We start from the raw sequence: 17,374 nt of genomic DNA on the forward strand, positions 1-17,374 counted from the left end.
CGGACTGACCTATTCGGGGAGCGGTCCCCTGCCGCGCCTATCCTGTCTGCATGCCCGAATCACCTGCGCCGCTGTGGACGCGCGGGTATGTGCTGGCCTGCCTGGCCAATGTCCTGATGTTCTTCAACGTCCACCTGCTCCTGTCCACGGTGGCCGGATACGTGGTGGCGCGCTTCACCGTGGGAGACGCCGTGGGCGGCGCCGCTGCGGCGGTGTTCATCATCGGCACCGTGGTCGCCAGACTCCTCGCCGGCCCGCTGATCGAACGATTCGGTCCGCGCGTGCTGCTGCTGATCGCCTTCGCGGCCTTCGTGGTGGCGCCGCTGCTCTACTGGGCCTCGGGTGCGGTGTGGATGCTGCTGGTGGTGCGCACCCTGCACGGACTGACCTTCGGCGTGGGCTCCACCGTGATCGCCGGGGCCGCCGTGTCCCGGATTCCGCGCACCCGCATGGCCGAGGGCACCACGCACTACTCCTCGTCCACGCTGATCGGTGTGGCCGCCGGGCCGGTGGTGGGTCTGGCACTGGCCGGGTCCGACGCCGGCTTCGGTCCGATCGCCGTGACCGCGTCCGTCGTCTCAGCGGCAGGACTGGCCGTGGCCGTCCTCCTGCCTCCGGTGAGCCGCCTGCGGCAGGCGACCGAGCCGTCGTCGGGAGGGCCCGTGGGACCTTGCTCGTCTCAGGAGGTCCACCGCCCAGGCTGGGCCCGGTTCGTGGAGCCCGGGGCCCTGCCCAGCGCCGTGATGGGCACGCTCTACTCGATCGGCTACGCCGCGATCGTCACCTTCCTGGCCCAGCTGGCCGCCGAACGAGGGTTCGGAGCGGCGGCGAGCGCCTTCTTCCTGGTCTACGCCGGTGCCGTGCTGATCACGCGGCTCTTCACCGGACGACTGATGGACCGGACCGGGCCGAACGTGGTGATGGTCCCGGGATTCGTGCTCTTCGCCGTGGCCCTGGCCCTGCTCTCCGTGGCGCAGTCCTGGCCGGTGCTGCTGGCTTCGGCGGTCCTGGTGGCTCTGGGATACGGTCAGCTGCAGTCAGCGGGACAGACCATCTCGGTGATCCAGGTGCCCCCGGCCCGCGCGGGGATGGGGGCGGCCACCTACTTCCTGGGGATCGACGTCGGCATGGGGCTGGGGCCTATCCTGGCGGGGGTGCTCGCGCAGTGGTTGGGCGTGGGCCCGATGTACCTGCTGCTGGCTGCATTCATGGTCATGTTGCTGCCCGTGTACTGGCTGGTGCAGGGGCGGCAGCTGCGCCGACCCGACACCCCTGCGCCCCCTGAGACGAATCCGGAGAAGTGATGACCCCGCCACGTACCCCCACCGGGCAGCCCACCAGGCCGCCCATGCCGGAGGGCTGGCTGCGGATCATGACCGTTCTGCTGGTCCCCCTGTTCCTGTCCCTGATGAGTGTGAGCACCGTCAATGTGGCCCTGCCCGCCATCGAGGAGGGACTGGGCGCCAGCTCAGCGGACCTGCAGTGGGTGCTGGCCGGCTACACCCTGGCCTTCGGCGTGGTCCTGGTGGCCGCGGGGCGAGCGGGTGACCTGTGGGGACGCAAGACGTTCTTCATCGCCGGCATCCTGGTCTTCACCCTGGGCGCTCTGGCCTCCGGCCTGGCGGTCTCCCCCCTGATGCTGAATCTGGCCCGGCTGCTGACCGGCATCGGCTCCGGGCTGCTCAACCCCCAGATCATCGGGATCATCCAGACCGTCTTCCACGGACCGGCGCGCGGACGGGCCTACGGCATGTTCGGCACGGTGATCGGCCTCGGCGTGGCCGTGGGACCGCTGATGGGCGGTGTGGTGATCCAGACGTTCGGCCCCGAGTGGGGCTGGCGGTGGACGTTCCTGATCAATGTGCCGATCGGGCTGCTCGCCGCGTTCATGGCCTGGCGCTGGCTGCGCAGACCGGTCCGCGACCAGTCCGCCGAGGTGACACCGCGATCACTGACCGCGCTGGATCCGATGGGAGCCCTGCTGCTGGCTGCCGGCGTCGTCTGCCTGATGCTCCCCTTCATGGTGCCGGGGACCTGGTATCTGATGGGGGCCGCCGTCGTGATCCTGGCCCTGTGGTGGTGGTGGGAGTCCCGCCTGGCAGGCAGCGCAGACCCCGCCCACCAGCCGATGGTGGACCCTCGCCTGTTCCGCATCCCCTCCTTCACCTTCGGCACCCTGGAGGCCGGGGCATTCCTGGCCACCATGCCCGGCGTGTGGGCCGTGCAGGCGATCTTCACCCAACAGGGACTGGGCCTGTCTCCCCTGGCCGCAGGTCTGACCACGCTGCCCTCCGCCGTGCTGGTGGCCGTGCTCTCGCCGATCGTGGGGTCCAAGGTGCACCGCCACGGGCCGGTGTTCGTGGTGGTCGGCGCCGGATTCTCCCTGGTCTCGCTGGTCCTGGCGGCGGTGAGCTTCCACCAGATCTCCGCCGGCGCATGGCCGTACTGGACGCTGGCGGCCTCGCTCGGCCTGCTGGGTGTGGTCCAGGCATTCCTGCTGACCAGCACCCAGGTGATCACCATGCATGACGTCCCGGCGCAGTCAGCCGGAGCGGCGGGAGGGATCTCTCAGACCGCCCAGCGCGTGCTCACCGCCGTGGGGCTGGCCGCGGTCACCGGTGCGTACTTCGCCGCCCTCTCCCCCGAGGCGGTTCCCGGCATGACCCCGCCCGTCCCCGAGGACACCGCTCTGGCCCACGGGCAGGCCGCCGGCGTGGCGATGGTGGTGGTGGGAGCGTTCTGGGGCGTGATGGCGGTGCTGGCCGTGATCGACCTGCTGCGCCGACGCCGTGGCGGTTCGCTCTCGCTCGCCGGGCCCGGGGCCCACTGACTCAGCCGGGCCAGAGGTCCTGACGGGCCACCCGGTCCACCACCGCTGCCAGCGCCGTGGCGGCGGTGGACGGACGCAGCTGCGGATTGCGGACCATGATCACCCCCAGGGGTGCGACGTCCTCCCCCGACGACTTCACCGCGAGCGGCTCCCCGCCGTAGGAGAGGTCCCCTGCGGGGCGTTGGACCAGGATGGCGTACCCCAGTCCCTTGGCCACCAGGGACCGGGTGACCTCGAAGTCCGAGGTCCGGAAGGCCACGTGGGGCTGCAGCCCGGCGTCGCGGAAGATCCGCGCGGTGTTCTCCCGGCTGGGCGAGATGTCCAGGACGATCATCGGCTCCTCGATCACCTCGGCGAGCCGGACCTGTTCTTGGTCGGCCAGCCGATGGTCGGCCGGCAGGACCAGCAGAGGGCGTGCCGCATTCAGACTGGTCACCTGCAGCCCCGGAGGCAGAGCGAGGTCATAGGTGACGGCCAGGTCCAGGCGGCCCTGGAGCACCTGCGCGCAGATCTCGTCCTGCGAGCCGGCCACGAAGTCCAGGTCCACCCGCGGGTGGGCCTCGTGGAAGGCCGCCATGATCTCCACCAGGAGGGTGGGGGCCAAGAAGGAGCAGCAGTCCGCACCCACCAAGGTCCTGTTCCGCCGCCACTGGCTGCTGGTGCTCCTGGCCGCCCTGGTGTTCGTGGGCAACAACGCCAACGGCTACATGATCACCGGCGGCTTCGTCCTGTCCTACACCACCGACCCGACCCAGCTGAACATGCCCCGCACCGACGTGCTGCTGGCTGTGTCCATGGCCGCCGTGGTCTGGATGATCTTCACGGTGGTGGCCGGCGCCCTCTCGGACCGGATCGGCCGTCCCCGGACCTACCAGATCGGCTACATCTGGCTGCTGGCCATGGGCCTGCCGCTGTTCTGGATGATCAACACCGGCTCGCTGGGCCTGATCTACCTCTCCCTGGCCATCTTCGCCGTGGGCCTGGGACTGACCTACGGCCCGCAGGCGGCCATGTATTCCGAGGTCTTCCCGGCCGATGTGCGCTTCTCCGGCGTCTCGATCGCCTACGCCCTGGGTGCCATCCTGGGCGGGGCGTTCTCCCCGATGATCGCCCAGGCCCTGCTGCAGGCCACCGGAGGGACCACGGCCATCTCGCTGTACCTGATGGGCATGTCCGTGGTGGCGTTCATCGCGGTCAGCCTGTTCCGGGACCGCCGCGGCATGGACCTGTCCATCAACAACCAGGCCGAGCAGGAGGTGGGGACCACGGTCCTCGACCACCGCGACGTCCCGGCCGCCTACGACACCACCCCGGCCAGACGGCGCTGACGCTCCTCTGATCAACAGCCCTGCCGGGCACCGCAGAACGGGTCGTCTCCCCACCAGGAGGCGACCCGTTCTGCGTGTGTGGACCGGACGTCGTCGGGACCCGGGAGCGCTCAGCGCAGGAAGAGCGCCTTGAGCCGGGCCGAGGCGAAGGCCATGCCGCCGATCACCATGACCACGAAGTACAGCACGTGCACCAGGGTCCCGGCGGTGAAGACGCCCACCGAGAGCTGACGCAGCAGCTCCACACCGTGCCAGAGCGGCAGGGCCTGGATGACCCACTGGATCTGCTCCGGGTAGACGCTCAGCGGGAAGAACGTGGCCGAGAACAGGAACATGGGCATCAGCACCACCATGATCCAGTCCATCTGCTGGAACTTGGTCATGTAGCTGGTGATCGCCATGCCCACGGAGGCGAAGGCGAACGCGATCAGGACCGCGGCGGGCAGCATCAGCAGCGCCCACGGGCTGGTCAGGTGCCCCATGACCGCCATGATCGCCAGGAACCCGGTGGAGTACACGGCGCCGCGGAACAGGGCCATGCCGATCTCCCCCAGGGCCACGTCCATGGGACCCATGGAGGTGTTGAGCATGATCCGGTAGATCTTGGAGTGGCGCATCTTGAAGAACACGTTCCAGGTGGAGTCGTAGATGGCACCGTTCATGGCCGAGACCGCCAGCAGCGCCGGAGCGATGAACGCCGGGTAGGACATCGGCCCGGCCGGTCCTTCCACGGCGCCGATCATCGCGCCCAGCCCGATCCCCATGGAGAGCAGGTAGAGCACCGGTTCGACGAACCCGGAGGCGAAGACCGCCCAGTTGTTGGTCTTCAGCGCCAGGAAGCCGCGCTCCAGCACGGCCCGGATGTTGCCCGCGTACATCCCGGCGAACGGACCGGTGCGCACGGTGATCTGCGGCATCGGCGGGATCGGCTCGGAGATCCGGCCCTGCGGCCGGGTGGCGGGTTCCGGCTCAGTCCCTTCCCGACGACGGCCGGCGCCTCGGGTGCGCTTCCAGCCTGCGCGGGGGGTCACCACGCGAGCGTCCCGGTCCGGGGTGCCCTGGATCCAGCCCAGGCGCAGCGTGAACTGGCGCCAGACCAGCCACCAACCCAGCACCGCCAGTGCCACCAGATACAGCACCCGCAGGACGGTCAGGGTCCAGGGCTCCTGCATGCCATAGCTGGCGATGCGGCCCAATTGGGCGGCGTGCCACTGGGGTGAGATCCAGCCGATCCACTGCAGGGCCACCGGCAGGTTGGTCAGCGGGTAGAACGTGCCGGAGAACAGGAACAGCGGCATGATGATGAACCGCTGGACCAGGGCGAACTGGCCCTTGTCCTGGGTGATGGAGCTGGCGTAGGCCATCAGCGGCAGCCCGACCGCCAGACCGCCCAGCACCGCCGAGATGATCTGCAGCCACGCCCAGGGACTCGGTGCCACCCCGAAGAACAGCATGACCACGTAGAACAGCACCGACTGGGCCAGGAACCGCAGGGCCACGGCCGCCACCTGGCCGGCGGCGATCTGCCAGGGCTGCATGGGTCCGGCCTGCGGTCCGAAGTAGACCCGCTGCCACTTGAAGCCGCCCATCACCGGGTAGGTGAACTCGGTGGCGGCGGTCATCAGCGCGGACGAGGCCAGCAGCGCGGGGGCCAGGAACACGATGTAGGAGACGCCGTCCACGGTGGACTGGCCGCCGTCGATCACCGCCGCCAGACCCAGGCCCATGGCCAACAGATAGATCAGCGGCTCGCCGATGGCCGAGACCACGATCACCGAGCCGTACCGGCGCATCTGCAGCAGGAAGTGTTCGGCGTAGTACCACCAGCCCCACGTCCGGGCGCGGGCCGCCGAGGCGTCGGGCGTCAAGGGGACCAGCAGGCGCTCAGTCAATGAGGGACCTGCCCGTCAGCGTGAGGAAGACGTCCTCCAGGGAGGAGCGGCGCACCAGGGAGGTGATGGGATGGTGACCCAGGGCGGAGACCGCAGTGAGCACGTCCTCGCCGCTCGGGGTGTAGAGCAGGACACGGTCCGGCAGCGGCTCCACGCGGTCCACCAGGGAGGCAGGCAGCCGCTCGGATCCGCGCAGCGCCTCGAGTTCGGCGGCCACCTGGGCGTTGCGCTCGGTGCCGAAGCGCAGTTCGACCACCTCGCGGGAGGAGTGCTCACGGATCAGCTGCGCCGGGGAGCCCTCGGCCATGATCTGGCCCTGGTCCACCACGATCAGCCGGTCGCAGAGCTGCTCGGCCTCATCCATGTAGTGCGTGGTCAGGATCAGCGTGGTGCCCTGTTCCTTGAGCCGGAACAGCCGGTCCCAGAGGATGTGGCGGGCCTGCGGGTCCAGGCCGGTGGTGGGCTCGTCCAGCAGCAGCACCTGGGGCTCGTTGACCAGGGACCGAGCGATCACCAGTCGGCGCTTCATGCCCCCGGAGAGGCCCTCCACCTGGGCGTCGGCCTTCTCGGTGAGCTGGGCGAACTCCAGCAGCTGCTGGGCTTTGGGGCGCAGATAGGACCGGGGCAGGCCGAAGTAGCGGCCGTAGACCATCAGGTTGTCCCGGACGGTGAGCTCCTCGTCCAGGTTGTCCTGCTGAGGCACCACACCCAGGCGCGCCCGGACCTCTGGCCCGTGGGTCTCCGGGTCCAGCCCCATGATCCGCAGCTCCCCCGCGGTGCGCTGGGAGACCCCGCCGATCATTCGCATGGTGGTGGACTTGCCGGCGCCGTTGGGTCCCAGCAGCCCGAAGGCTTCGCCGGGCGGGACCTCGAAGTCGATGCCGCGCACCGCCTCGAAATCGCCGTAGCGCTTGGTCAGTCCGCGCGCGGAGATGACCGGGGTCTGGCCAGCCGGCCGAGCTGTGGATGAGAGGTGGACTGAAGGAGTGTGCACCGGAACAGCGTAACCGCCGTCACAGACGGGACAGGACAGCCTGCGGCCGCTGACGACGGCGGCCGGCCCCCTGTCCGGGACCGGCCGCCGTTCGGTGGGGTCAGACGCGCGGTTCAGACGCGGTCGTGCGCGGCCCAGTCCTCGGCCTGGCGCTCGGCGGCCTCCACCACGTTGGCCACCAGCATCACGCGGGTCATCGGGCCCACGCCGCCGGGGTTCGGGGCCATCCAGGAGGCCACCTCGGCCACGGCCGGGTCCACATCGCCCACGATCCGGGACTTCCCGTCCTCGCCGGTCACCCGGGAGACGCCCACGTCCAGCACGATCACGCCGGGCTTGACGTGCTCCTTGGTCACCATGTGTGCCACACCAGCAGCCGCGATCACGACGTCGGCCCGGGCCAGTTCCGCGTTCAGGTCGGCGGTTCCGGTGTGGGCCAGGGTGACGGTGGCGTTGACGTCCTTGCGGGTCAGCACCAGTCCGGCGGGACGGCCGATGGTCACGCCGCGGCCGATCACCAGCACGTGCTTGCCGGAGAGATCGATGCCGTAGTGGCGCAGCAGCTCCACGCAGCCCTTGGGCGTGCACGGCAGCGGCGAGTCCAGATCCCCGGACACCGAGGAGACCAGGCGCCCCAGGTTCATGGGATGCAGTCCGTCGGCGTCCTTGGCCGGGTCGATCGCCTCCAGCACGCGCTGGGTGTCGATGTGCTTCGGCAGCGGCAGCTGGACGATGTACCCGGTGCAGGCAGGATCGTTGTTCAGCTCGTCCAGGACGGCCAGCAGCTCCTGTTCGGAGACGCTGTCCGGCAGCTCGCGCTGGATGGAGGCGATGCCCACCTCCGCACAGTCCCGGTGCTTGCCGGCCACATAGGACTTCGAGCCGGGGTCCTCCCCCACCAGGACGGTGCCCAGGCCGGGCACGATCCCCTGCTCGGCCAGCACGCTCACGCGCTGGGCCAGATCCTTCTTGATGGCCGCGGCCGTGGCTTTGCCATCCAGGCGGCGGGCACCGGAGCCGGCCTCCTGCTGGGAGGTGCCGGCCGTCGTCGTGCTGGCTGTGCTGGTGCCGTGCTGGTCCGCCATGGGGGTCACCACTGCTCCAGGCCGCCGTAGAGCGGGAAGTCCGCGGCGAGCTTCTTCACCCGTGCCTGCAGGGCTTCCACGTCCGGGGAGGGCTTCAGGGCGGAGGCGATGATCTCGGCGACCTCGCGGAACTCGGTCTCGCCGAAGCCGCGCGTGGCCAGGGCCGGGGTGCCGATGCGCAGGCCGGAGGTGGTCATGGGCGGGCGGGGATCCCATGGCACAGAGTTGCGGTTCACGGTGATGCCCACCTCGTGCAGCAGGTCCTCGGCCTGGCGGCCGTCCAGCTGGGAGTCGCGCAGGTCCACCAGGACCAGGTGCACATCGGTGCCGCCGGTCAGCACGGAGACGCCATGTTCGGCGACGTCCGCGGCGGTCAGGCGCTCGGCCAGCAGCTGGGCGCCCTGGATGGTGCGCTGCTGACGCTCGGCGAACTCCTGGCCCGCGGCGATCTTGAAGGCCACAGCCTTCCCGGCGATGGCGTGCATCAGCGGTCCACCCTGCTGACCCGGGAAGACAGCGGAGTCGATCTTTTTCCTGTACTCCTCGGTGGTGAGGATGAAGCCCGAGCGCGGACCGGAGAGGGTCTTGTGCACAGTGGAGGAGACCACGTCCGCATGCGGGACCGGGTTGGGGTGCAGGCCAGCGGCGACGAGCCCGGCGAAGTGCGCCATGTCCACCCACAGCTTGGCCCCGACCTCGTCGGCGATCTCGCGGAAGGCGGCGAAGTCCAGCTGGCGCGGGTAGGCGGACCAGCCGGCCACGATCACGGCCGGCTTCTCGGCGAGGGCCTGCTCACGGACCTTGTCCATGTCCACGCGGTAGGTGTCCGGGTCCACCTCATAGGCGGCGATCCGGTAGTTCTTGCCGGAGAAGTTCAGCTTCATGCCGTGGGTGAGGTGTCCGCCGTGGGCCAGGGACAGGCCCATCAGGGTGTCACCGTGGTTCATCAGCGCCTGCATCACGGCCACGTTGGCCTGGGCGCCGGCGTGCGGCTGGACATTGGCGTGCTCGGCGCCGAAGAGGTCCTTGGCGCGCTGGATGGCAAGGTTCTCGGCCACGTCCACGAACTCGCAGCCGCCGTAGTAGCGGCGCCCCGGGTAGCCCTCCGCATACTTGTTGGTCAGCACCGAGCCCTGGGTCTGCAGGATGGCCCGCGGGACGAAGTTCTCCGAGGCGATCATCTCCAGGGTGTCGCGCTGGCGACCGAGCTCGTCGGACAGGGCCGCGGCGATCTCCGGGTCCACCTCCGAGAGCGGCTGGGACATGAGGGCGGACGTGGGGTTCTGCTGGGTCACGAAGTGCTCCTGGGTCGGGGTCGAAGGACGTGGCTCGTGTGCATCTGCCGGCGTCCGGACCCAGGCGGTCGGTCCAGTCGCCCCACCGTGGTCCACCCACGGTCGGCCGCTCCCCGGTGGTGGCCCACCCTCGCCAGTCGCGACCAGGTCTCATCCTAGCCGCGTGGCCTGCGCGGGTCTGCTGTGGGGTGTTCACGGACTGTTCACCGCGCACCGACGCTGCTTTGTTTTGAGTCACTCAAAACTGTGGCATAGTGAGGATCGATGACACCGATCACATCCGACCCCGCTTCGACGCCTGCACCCCTGGTGTGGGCCACTCGGCTGCGCGCGGCCGGACTGCGGGTGACCAAGCAGCGCCTGGCGGTGCTGGAGGCCCTGCACACTGCACCGCACACCACGGCCGAGGACGTGCTCGCGCAGGTCCGTGGTCAGCTGCCGGAGATCACCGTGCAGTCGGTCTACACCGTGCTGAACTCGCTGACCTCGGCCGGGCTGCTGCGGCGCCTGGACCTGTCCGGCCAGCCGGCACGCTATGAGACCCAGCCCGGCGGCGTCTCGGACAACCACCACCACGCGGTCTGCACCGAGTGCGGCCGGATCGAGGACGTGGCCTGCGCCGTGGGGCACACCCCGTGCCTGACCCCCGCCGACGACCACGGCATGACCATCCAGGTCGCCGATGTCATCTACCAGGGCATCTGCGCCGACTGTGCCTCCGGCACCTCGTCGGCCCAGACCCCCACCGACTCCGGGACGGCCGTTCGCGGCTGACCCGGCACCACACCCCATCCACCACCGAGCAGTTCCCCATCGAAGGAGAATGAGATGACGGAGAAGAAGACTCCTCACGCCACCGGTTCGACCACGCAGGCCGGCATCCCGGCCGTCAGCGACCGCAACTCGCTGACCGTGGGCGCCGATGGCCCCATCGTGCTGCACGACCATCACCTGGTCGAGACCCTGGCACACTTCAACCGGATGAACGTCCCCGAGCGTCGTCCGCACGCCAAGGGCGCCGGCGCCTTCGGCACGCTGGAGGTCACCGAGGACGTCTCGCAGTGGACCAAGGCTGACTTCCTGCAGAAGGGCAAGACCACCGACCTGCTGCTGCGCTTCTCCACCGTGGCTGGCGAGCTGGGCTCCCCCGACACCTGGCGCGACGTGCGCGGCTTCGCCCTGAAGTTCTATACCGAAGAGGGCAACTTCGACCTGGTCGGCAACAACACCCCGGTGTTCTTCGTGCGCGACCCCATGAAGTTCCCGCACTTCATCCGCTCGCAGAAGCGCCTGCCGGACTCCGGCCTGCGCGACGGCACCATGCAGTGGGACTTCTGGACCCAGAACCCTGAGTCCGCCCACCAGGTCACCTACCTGATGGGTGAGCGCGGCCTGCCCAAGTCCTGGCGGACCATGAACGGCTACGGCTCGCACACCTACTCCCTGGTCAACGCCGAGGGCGAGCGCTTCTGGGTCAAGTGGCACTTCATCTCCCAGCAGGGCGTGGAGAACCTCTCCAACGAAGAGGCCGAGCGCCTGGCCGGTGCTGATGCCGAGTACCACCGCCGCGACCTGCGTGACGCCATCGAGCGTGGCGACTTCCCGAAGTGGGATCTGTACTTCCAGATCATGCCGTACGAGGACGCCAAGACCTACCGCTTCAACCCCTTCGACCTGACCAAGATCTGGTCCAAGAAGGACTACCCGCGGCACAAGGTCGGCACCATGACCCTGAACCGCAATCCGGAGAACTTCTTCGCTCAGATCGAGCAGGCTGCCTTCTCCCCGGCCAACATGGTTCCGGGCACCGGCAACTCCCCGGACAAGATGCTGCTGGGCCGCAACTTCGCCTACGCGGATGCCCAGCGCTACCGCATTGGCACCAACTTCCAGCAGCTGCCGGTCAACAAGCCGATCAACGAGGTGCACACCTACAACTTCGAGGGCAACATGTGGTACGAGCACTCTGGTGCCCGCACCGTGTACGCCCCGAACTCCTTCGGTGACTCCTGGTCGGACGAGACCGGCCCGGTCGACAACGGCTGGGAGGCCGACGGCGCCCTGACCCGTGAGGCCTACACCCTGCGTGCTGAGGACGATGACTTCACTCAGCCCGGCACCCTGGTGCGCGAGGTCTTCACCGACGCCCAGCGCGACCAGTTCGTCGAGACCGTCGCGGGCGCCCTGGACGGCGTTCAGGAGCCGGTGCTGTCCACCGCCTTCCAGTACTGGAAGAACGTGGACGCCACCATCGGTCAGCGCATCGAGGATGCGGTGAAGGCCAACGCCGACGGCGCGACCACCCCGGGCATGGGCGTGGACCGCGACCAGTGACCTGAGAGGCACCGCCCCCGGTGCCTGACACACAGTGACCCCATCCCCTCGCGTCGAGGGGATGGGGTCACTGCGTTGGAGAGGGGTGAGAGAGGCGGGTCTCAGCCCCGCGGCGGACGGGTGCCGTCCCCGTACCGGTCCCACTCCGGATCCAGCTCCGGGTCCACCACCTGCTCGCCGTCGTACCGCTCATCCTGGTGGCTGCCCACAGGCCGATCCGCGGAGGCCGCCACCGACTCGCTCGGCTCAGCAGAGGGGTCCGCCGCCATCCGGCGCTCCACCAGCGCATGCTCCTCAGCGGTCTCATCGGGAACCGGGCGGAACGAATCCGTGCCGGCGCCCTCGTGCGCGGGGGCATGGCCGTCGTCGGGCCGGTCCTGGGCCTCCTGGGTGCCGACTCCTGCCGCAGCGCCGGTCAGGGTCTGCTTCGGGTCCGTGCCGTCCTTGCGGCGGCCGTCCCGGTCCGTCTCCACCTCCGGGTCCAGCCGGTCGGCAGTGCGCAGCTGCTCGTCCAGGGACCGCCCGGACTCCCGGGCGGCGCGCTCCCGCTGCTCAGCCTCCTCGCGCAGGCGCCGGGCGTCCGCCTCTGCGGCTTCAGCCTCGAGTCGCGCGGATTCTGCCTGTTCGGCCTCAGCGGCGAGGCGGTCATGCTGGCGCGCGGCGTCACGGCGCAGATGGTCGGCGGAGGCGCGGTCGGCCTCACGCTGCTGCCGACGTCGGCGGGAGACCACCGCGGCGATGATCGCGATCACCACGATCAGCACCACCAGGCCGATGACCAGCCAGAGGATCTGTTCCTGGGTCATGAGGGGTGTCCTTTGCTCTCAGGCCTCCGACGCGGCGCCGGAGACGTCATGATGAGAACACTGTGCCACAGGGCACCCTCCACGTCTCGTGCCGCTCAGCCGCCGAGCAGGATCCCCGACGGTCAGCTGCTGGCCTGGAGCTCCGGCTGCGGCACCGGCCAGGTGTTGCCCTGCATCAGCAGCCGGGTGGCCAACGTGACCAGTCGTTCCAGCTGCTGCATGCTCTCCGGGCCGGTGTCCCCCTCGCAGGTGGCCGCCCACCGCAGGTAGGCCGTGCCCCAGGCCGCCACCAGGGACGAGGCCAGGAAGATCCGCTGCTCCTCCTGCCCCTGGGGGTCTGCCTCCACGTCTCCGTCCAGCCCTGGACGCTCCAGTTCGGCCAGCATGTGCTGGACCGACTTCACCGCCCGGTCCCAGGTCAGCTGCGCGTACCGGGGATTGGAGGACGTCTGGCGCATGCGCTCCCAGGACAGGGCACTGCGGGCCACATTCCGGAACGTCTCGGTGCTGCGCAGGTCCCGGGAGGCGATCTCGTGCGCCTGCAGGTACGTCATGCCCTGATGGATCAGGGGCACCATGCGCTCATGGAGCTGCTCCATCAGATCCGAGGTGTAGCTGTAGCACGCCTCCTCCACCGAGCCGAAGTGGTTGAAGAAGGTCCGCCGGGAGACCCCTGCGGCGGTGGCGGCGTCCTCGGCGGTGAAGTTGCCGAAGCCGCGCTCCTCCAGCAGATCGATCACGGCAGCCGAGATCGCGGCCCGGGTGGCGGCCTTCTGGGCCGTGCGTCCGGTCGACCTCTGGGAGGCGGAGTCGCGCAGGGGCGACGACGAGTTCTGTGGATCCATGGGTGCTGGTTCCTCTTGCTGTGGGGTGGAGTGTGGGGTGTGTGCGCCGAATCACAGCCGGTTCGACGCCCGTACATCGTATCTCTCCTGCCTGGGCAAGCACTGATGGAACACAGCGGACCCCGAGCCCCCATGGGTGCACACTGGAGGGAGACCCCTGTCCTCCGACCTCTGGAAGGCCGCCATGTCCTCCCCGTCCTCTCCCACCACTGCCGCCACGGACCAGGGCATGGTCCTGACCCTGTCCTGCCCCAACCAGAAGGGGATCGTCCACGCGGTCACCGGCGCCCTGCTGGAGGTGGAGGCGGACATCACCGAGTCCCAGCAGTTCGACTCACCGGACACCGGCACCTTCTTCATGCGGGTGGAGTTCCACGGTCCGGCCACGCGGGACCAGGTGCAGAGCGTGCTGGACCCCGTGCGTGAGAGATTCGGCATGGAGCTGGGCCTCTGGGAGGCCACCCGGCGCACCCGCACCCTGGTGATGTGCTCCAAGGACGGCCGCACCCTGAACGACCTGCTCTTCCAGCAGCGTGCCGGGACCCTGCCGATCGAGATCCCGGTGATCGTCTCCAACCATCTGGAGCTGCAGTCCATGGCCTCCTTCTACGGGGTCCCGTTCGTGCACATCCCGGTGGTGAAGGACTCGACCATCAACTCCAAGGAGCAGGCGGAACAACGGCTGATTGACCTGGTGCGGCAGTACGAGATCGAGCTGGTGGTGCTGGCCCGCTACATGCAGGTCCTCTCCGATGACCTCTGCCGCTCGCTCGAGGGCCGGGCCATCAACATCCACCACTCCTTCCTGCCCTCCTTCAAGGGCGCCCGCCCGTACCACCAGGCCCACGACCGCGGGGTGAAGCTGATCGGGGCCACCGCGCACTACGTCACCGCCGACCTGGACGAGGGTCCGATCATCGAGCAGGAGGTCCAGCGCGTCACCCACGCCCAGACCACCCAGGACCTGGTCAATCGCGGCAGGGAGGTGGAGGGGGCCACGCTGTGCCGGGCGGTGCGCTGGCACGCCCAGCACCGGGTCCTGCTGGACGGTCACCGCACCGTGGTCTTCAACTGACCTGAGGAGCACACCGCATCACCGGCAGTTCCCGACGACGGCACTTACCCCGCGCGTCCGCCCCGCCTACAGTGGGGCTATGGCACACCTGATCACGATCGACGGCGCCACCCCGGTGGCTGCCGAGTCCGCTTTCCTGGCCCCCACGGCCACCCTGTCCGGAGACGTCGCCCTGGGCGAGCAGTCCTCCGCGTTCTACGGCGTCTCCGCGCGCGGTGACAGCGCTCCCATCCGCGTGGGCGACCGCACGAACCTGCAGGACAACGTGGTGCTGCACGCCGATGCCGGCTTCCCCTGCACCCTGGGCGATGACGTCACCGTGGGCCACTCCGCCGTGGTGCACGGAGCCACCGTGGAGGACGGCTGCCTGATCGGCATGTCCGCCACCGTGATGAACGGGGCCGTGGTGGGGGCGAACTCCATGGTGGCCGCGGGGGCCCTGGTCCTGGAGGGCACCGTGATCCCGCCCGGCTCCCTGGTGGCCGGTGTGCCCGCCAAGGTGCGACGGGAACTGACCGAACAGGAGCTGGAGGGACTGAAGACCAGTGCGGCCACCTATGTCCGGCTGGCCGAGAAGCACCGCTCCGCCCTGGCCGACTGACCGCGCACCTCACGCCGACGCCACGATGACCCCGGGTGGACCCCGGGGGCATCGAGCTGTCTGGTTCTCCGACGGGCTGTCAGACGCGCTGGGCATCCTTCTGATCGTCCTTCTCCTGGGCCAGGCCGATCTCCCGTTCCCGCTCCTCGGCGGCCAGACGGGTCAGCTCGGCACCGGCCTCGGCGTCACGGGTCAGGTTCTCCCCGGACTCCGGATCGAAGATGTGGATCCGGGAGGTGTCCACCCACAGCTCGGTGGGCTGGCCCGGGCGGACCCGGGACTCGGCCGAGAGGGTGGTGACCACCTGGGGCCGCAGCTCATCGGCGTCCATGTCTGCGGCCAGTCCGGCCAGCAGGTCCCGGACCTTCTCGTCCGGCTCGAACTCGATGTACCCGTACTGCTCGTGGCCCAGCCACTCCAGGTGGGAGAGCTCGGCGGTGAAGACCGAGCCCCGGGAGAGCTTGTGCTCATCCACCAGCGTGGCGTCCTCGAAGTACTCCGGACGCAGTCCCAGCAGGACCAGCTCCTTGCCCTGCGCCACCTCGGCCTTCTCCGGCGGGACGGGGATGTCCCCGATCGGGGAGGACAGCACCGCGCCGTTCGCTCCCTCCTTCAGGGTGGCCGGCAGGAAGTTCATGGACGGGGAGCCGATGAATCCGGCCACGAACAGGTTGATCGGCTGCTCGTAGAGCTCACGCGGGCTGGCCACCTGCTGCAGCTCGCCCTTCTTCAGCACGGCCACCCGGTCGCCCAGGGTCATCGCCTCGGTCTGATCATGGGTGACGTACACGCTGGTCACGCCGAGTCGGCGCTGCAGCTGGGCGATCTCCGCGCGCATCTGTCCGCGCAGCTTGGCGTCCAGGTTGGACAGCGGCTCATCGAACAGGAAGGCGTCCGCCTCCCGCACGATCGCCCGTCCCATGGCCACGCGCTGGCGCTGCCCACCGGAGAGGTTGGCCGGCTTGCGGTCCAGGTGCTCCTGCAGCTCCAGCAGCTTGGCCGCCTGCTGGACCTTGGCGTCGATCTCCTGATCCGAGCCCTTGCCCTTGGCCAGCCGCAGCGGGAACGCGATGTTCTCGTACACGGTCAGGTGCGGGTAGAGCGCATAGTTCTGGAACACCATGGCCAGGTTGCGGTCCTTGGGAGCCGCCTCGTTCATGCGCTGGCCGTCGATCTGCAGCTCGCCGGAGGTGATGTCCTCCAGGCCCACGATCATGCGCAGCAGCGTGGACTTGCCGCAGCCGGAGGGTCCCACCAGGATCACGAACTCGCCGTCGGCGATGTCGAGGGAGACGTCGTTGACGGCGGGGAAGCCGTCGTCGTACTTCTTGACGATGTTGTTCAGGGTGATGGAGGCCATCGGTATGTCCTTTCCGGGCCTCAGCCCTTGACCGCGCCCGAGGTCAGGCCGGCGACGATCTGCTTCTGGAACAGCATGACCAGCAGCACCACCGGGATGGTGACGATGATGGCCGCTGCGGAGATGGCGCCCGTGGGCGACTCGAACTGGGATGCACCGGTGAAGAACGCCAGCGCCGCCGGCACCGGTCTGGCCGCCTCGGTGGAGGTCAGCGAGATGCCGTAGACGAAGTCGTTCCAGGCGATGAAGAACGCGATGATCGCGGTGGTGAACACTCCGGGCAACGCCAGCGGGACGATCACCTTGCGGAACGCCTGCAGCGGGGTGGCCCCGTCCACCTGGGCCGCCTGCTCCAGCTCCCACGGGATCTGCTGGAAGAACGCCGCCAGGGTCCAGATGGAGATCGGCAGGGTCAATGACAGGTACGGGATGATCAGGCCGGGCCAGGTGTCATACAGCCCGATGGTGCGCCACATGTTGAACAGCGGGGTCACCAGGGAGATCACCGGGAACATGGAGACCATCAACGAGACGGTCAGCACCAGCTTCTTGCCCGGGAAGTCCAGGCGGGCGATGGCGTAGGCACACAGAGTGGCCAGCACCACGGCGATGGCGGTGGCGATCACCGAGATGCCCACCGAGTTCCACAGGGCCGTCAGGAACAGCTCCCGGGAGTCCCCGACCAGGATCTCCTCGTAGTTGATGGTGGACCACTGGCTGGGCAGGAACTGCCCGTTGGAGAGATCCCCCGGGGTCTTGAAGCTGGTGGCCAGGATGGAGGCCACCGGGAACAGGCACCACACCAGCACGACGAGGGTGATGACCCACCATCCGATGGTGGTGCGCCGCTTCGCCTTGGCCTGGGCCGCCATGCCGGCGCGCTCCTGCTCCGTCAGCTGATCTGCACCTGCACGCCCACCGGTGCGGCC

Annotated in this window: 16 protein-coding genes and 1 riboswitch; of the genes, 7 read left to right on the top strand and 9 right to left on the bottom strand. The window is 69.1% G+C overall.

What is annotated here, in order from left to right; translation table 11 throughout:
• Positions 1 to 50: 50 nt before the first annotated feature.
• Both BM355_RS08355 and BM355_RS08360 read left to right on the top strand, forming a co-directional pair.
• On the top strand, positions 51 to 1,304 hold the full coding sequence (locus BM355_RS08355) for an MFS transporter (protein WP_091697209.1): 1,254 nt from the start codon (positions 51 to 53) through the stop codon (positions 1,302 to 1,304).
• Positions 1,304 to 2,830, top strand: a complete 1,527-nt coding sequence (locus BM355_RS08360) for an MFS transporter (RefSeq protein ID WP_091697211.1) — start codon at positions 1,304 to 1,306, stop codon at positions 2,828 to 2,830. The genes BM355_RS08355 and BM355_RS08360 overlap by 1 nt, the downstream gene beginning before the upstream one ends.
• A gap of 1 nt (position 2,831) precedes the next feature.
• On the opposite strand, the gene BM355_RS08365 is transcribed toward BM355_RS08360, so the two are convergent.
• Positions 2,832 to 3,434 carry a LysR substrate-binding domain-containing protein gene (locus tag BM355_RS08365; protein WP_143109454.1) on the bottom strand — a complete coding sequence of 201 codons (603 nt, stop codon included), beginning with the start codon at positions 3,432 to 3,434 and terminating at the stop codon, positions 2,832 to 2,834.
• Here BM355_RS08365 and BM355_RS08370 point away from each other — a divergent pair.
• Positions 3,406 to 4,158, top strand: coding sequence for an MFS transporter (locus tag BM355_RS08370; RefSeq protein WP_091697215.1), 753 nt, complete (start codon positions 3,406 to 3,408; stop codon positions 4,156 to 4,158). The genes BM355_RS08365 and BM355_RS08370 overlap by 29 nt on opposite strands.
• A gap of 110 nt (positions 4,159 to 4,268) precedes the next feature.
• Here BM355_RS08370 and BM355_RS08375 read toward each other — a convergent pair whose 3' ends face one another.
• From BM355_RS08375 to glyA, 4 genes are all read right to left on the bottom strand, one after another.
• Entirely contained in the window at positions 4,269 to 6,050 is a 1,782-nt protein-coding gene (locus BM355_RS08375; protein ID WP_245760685.1) for an ABC transporter permease, read from the bottom strand.
• The gene (locus tag BM355_RS08380) at positions 6,043 to 7,044 is read right to left on the bottom strand and encodes an ABC transporter ATP-binding protein (RefSeq protein ID WP_091697217.1); all 1,002 of its coding nucleotides are present in this window, start codon (positions 7,042 to 7,044) and stop codon (positions 6,043 to 6,045) included. Before BM355_RS08380 ends, BM355_RS08375 begins: the two co-directional genes overlap by 8 nt.
• A gap of 113 nt (positions 7,045 to 7,157) precedes the next feature.
• Positions 7,158 to 8,129: a bifunctional methylenetetrahydrofolate dehydrogenase/methenyltetrahydrofolate cyclohydrolase gene (locus tag BM355_RS08385; protein ID WP_091697502.1), complete on the bottom strand. Its 972-nt coding sequence runs from the start codon at positions 8,127 to 8,129 to the stop codon at positions 7,158 to 7,160.
• 5 nt (positions 8,130 to 8,134) lie between these two features.
• Positions 8,135 to 9,394, bottom strand: a complete 1,260-nt coding sequence (gene glyA / locus BM355_RS08390; RefSeq protein WP_091697505.1) for a serine hydroxymethyltransferase — start codon at positions 9,392 to 9,394, stop codon at positions 8,135 to 8,137.
• 81 nt (positions 9,395 to 9,475) lie between these two features.
• Positions 9,476 to 9,575, bottom strand: a riboswitch (ZMP/ZTP riboswitch).
• Positions 9,576 to 9,688: 113 nt separating this feature from the next.
• Between glyA and BM355_RS08395 the strand changes: the two genes are divergently transcribed.
• Positions 9,689 to 10,198 carry a Fur family transcriptional regulator gene (locus BM355_RS08395; protein WP_091697219.1) on the top strand — a complete coding sequence of 170 codons (510 nt, stop codon included), beginning with the start codon at positions 9,689 to 9,691 and terminating at the stop codon, positions 10,196 to 10,198.
• Positions 10,199 to 10,252: 54 nt separating this feature from the next.
• Entirely contained in the window at positions 10,253 to 11,758 is a 1,506-nt protein-coding gene (locus BM355_RS08400; protein WP_091697221.1) for a catalase, read from the top strand.
• A gap of 101 nt (positions 11,759 to 11,859) precedes the next feature.
• On the opposite strand, the gene BM355_RS08405 is transcribed toward BM355_RS08400, so the two are convergent.
• Both BM355_RS08405 and BM355_RS08410 read right to left on the bottom strand, forming a co-directional pair.
• Positions 11,860 to 12,564 carry a hypothetical protein gene (locus tag BM355_RS08405; protein ID WP_091697224.1) on the bottom strand — a complete coding sequence of 235 codons (705 nt, stop codon included), beginning with the start codon at positions 12,562 to 12,564 and terminating at the stop codon, positions 11,860 to 11,862.
• A 122-nt stretch (positions 12,565 to 12,686) separates the two neighbouring features.
• Positions 12,687 to 13,409, bottom strand: a complete 723-nt coding sequence (locus BM355_RS08410) for a TetR/AcrR family transcriptional regulator (protein ID WP_091697226.1) — start codon at positions 13,407 to 13,409, stop codon at positions 12,687 to 12,689.
• 184 nt (positions 13,410 to 13,593) lie between these two features.
• On the opposite strand from BM355_RS08410, the gene purU reads away from it, so the two are divergent.
• Both purU and BM355_RS08420 read left to right on the top strand, forming a co-directional pair.
• Positions 13,594 to 14,484 (top strand): formyltetrahydrofolate deformylase, encoded by an 891-nt coding sequence (purU, locus tag BM355_RS08415; protein WP_245760686.1) that lies wholly within the window; start codon positions 13,594 to 13,596, stop codon positions 14,482 to 14,484.
• 79 nt (positions 14,485 to 14,563) lie between these two features.
• Positions 14,564 to 15,085 carry a gamma carbonic anhydrase family protein gene (locus BM355_RS08420; RefSeq protein WP_091697229.1) on the top strand — a complete coding sequence of 174 codons (522 nt, stop codon included), beginning with the start codon at positions 14,564 to 14,566 and terminating at the stop codon, positions 15,083 to 15,085.
• Between the two features lie 79 nt (positions 15,086 to 15,164).
• On the opposite strand, the gene BM355_RS08425 is transcribed toward BM355_RS08420, so the two are convergent.
• The gene (locus BM355_RS08425; RefSeq protein WP_091697232.1) at positions 15,165 to 16,445 is read right to left on the bottom strand and encodes an ABC transporter ATP-binding protein; all 1,281 of its coding nucleotides are present in this window, start codon (positions 16,443 to 16,445) and stop codon (positions 15,165 to 15,167) included.
• 20 nt (positions 16,446 to 16,465) lie between these two features.
• On the bottom strand, positions 16,466 to 17,317 hold the full coding sequence (locus BM355_RS08430; RefSeq protein WP_091697510.1) for a carbohydrate ABC transporter permease: 852 nt from the start codon (positions 17,315 to 17,317) through the stop codon (positions 16,466 to 16,468).
• Between the last annotated feature and the right edge of the window lie 57 nt (positions 17,318 to 17,374).

This window comes from Micrococcus terreus (assembly GCF_900116905.1).
Classification (GTDB): Bacteria; Actinomycetota; Actinomycetes; order Actinomycetales; family Micrococcaceae; genus Citricoccus; species Citricoccus terreus.

Bases quoted from the DNA above. Each gene is read 5' to 3' on its own strand.
- BM355_RS08385 (WP_091697502.1), bottom strand. From the start codon at position 8,129: ATGGCGGACCAGCACGGCACCAGCACAGCCAGCACGACGACGGCCGGC.
- BM355_RS08370 (WP_091697215.1), top strand. From the start codon at position 3,406: ATGATCTCCACCAGGAGGGTGGGGGCCAAGAAGGAGCAGCAGTCCGCA.
- glyA (WP_091697505.1), bottom strand. From the start codon at position 9,394: ATGTCCCAGCCGCTCTCGGAGGTGGACCCGGAGATCGCCGCGGCCCTG.
- BM355_RS08430 (WP_091697510.1), bottom strand. From the start codon at position 17,317: ATGGCGGCCCAGGCCAAGGCGAAGCGGCGCACCACCATCGGATGGTGG.
- BM355_RS08360 (WP_091697211.1), top strand. From the start codon at position 1,304: ATGACCCCGCCACGTACCCCCACCGGGCAGCCCACCAGGCCGCCCATG.
- BM355_RS08395 (WP_091697219.1), top strand. From the start codon at position 9,689: ATGACACCGATCACATCCGACCCCGCTTCGACGCCTGCACCCCTGGTG.
- BM355_RS08420 (WP_091697229.1), top strand. From the start codon at position 14,564: ATGGCACACCTGATCACGATCGACGGCGCCACCCCGGTGGCTGCCGAG.
- BM355_RS08355 (WP_091697209.1), top strand. From the start codon at position 51: ATGCCCGAATCACCTGCGCCGCTGTGGACGCGCGGGTATGTGCTGGCC.
- purU (WP_245760686.1), top strand. From the start codon at position 13,594: ATGTCCTCCCCGTCCTCTCCCACCACTGCCGCCACGGACCAGGGCATG.
- BM355_RS08400 (WP_091697221.1), top strand. From the start codon at position 10,253: ATGACGGAGAAGAAGACTCCTCACGCCACCGGTTCGACCACGCAGGCC.
- BM355_RS08410 (WP_091697226.1), bottom strand. From the start codon at position 13,409: ATGGATCCACAGAACTCGTCGTCGCCCCTGCGCGACTCCGCCTCCCAG.
- BM355_RS08425 (WP_091697232.1), bottom strand. From the start codon at position 16,445: ATGGCCTCCATCACCCTGAACAACATCGTCAAGAAGTACGACGACGGC.
- BM355_RS08405 (WP_091697224.1), bottom strand. From the start codon at position 12,564: ATGACCCAGGAACAGATCCTCTGGCTGGTCATCGGCCTGGTGGTGCTG.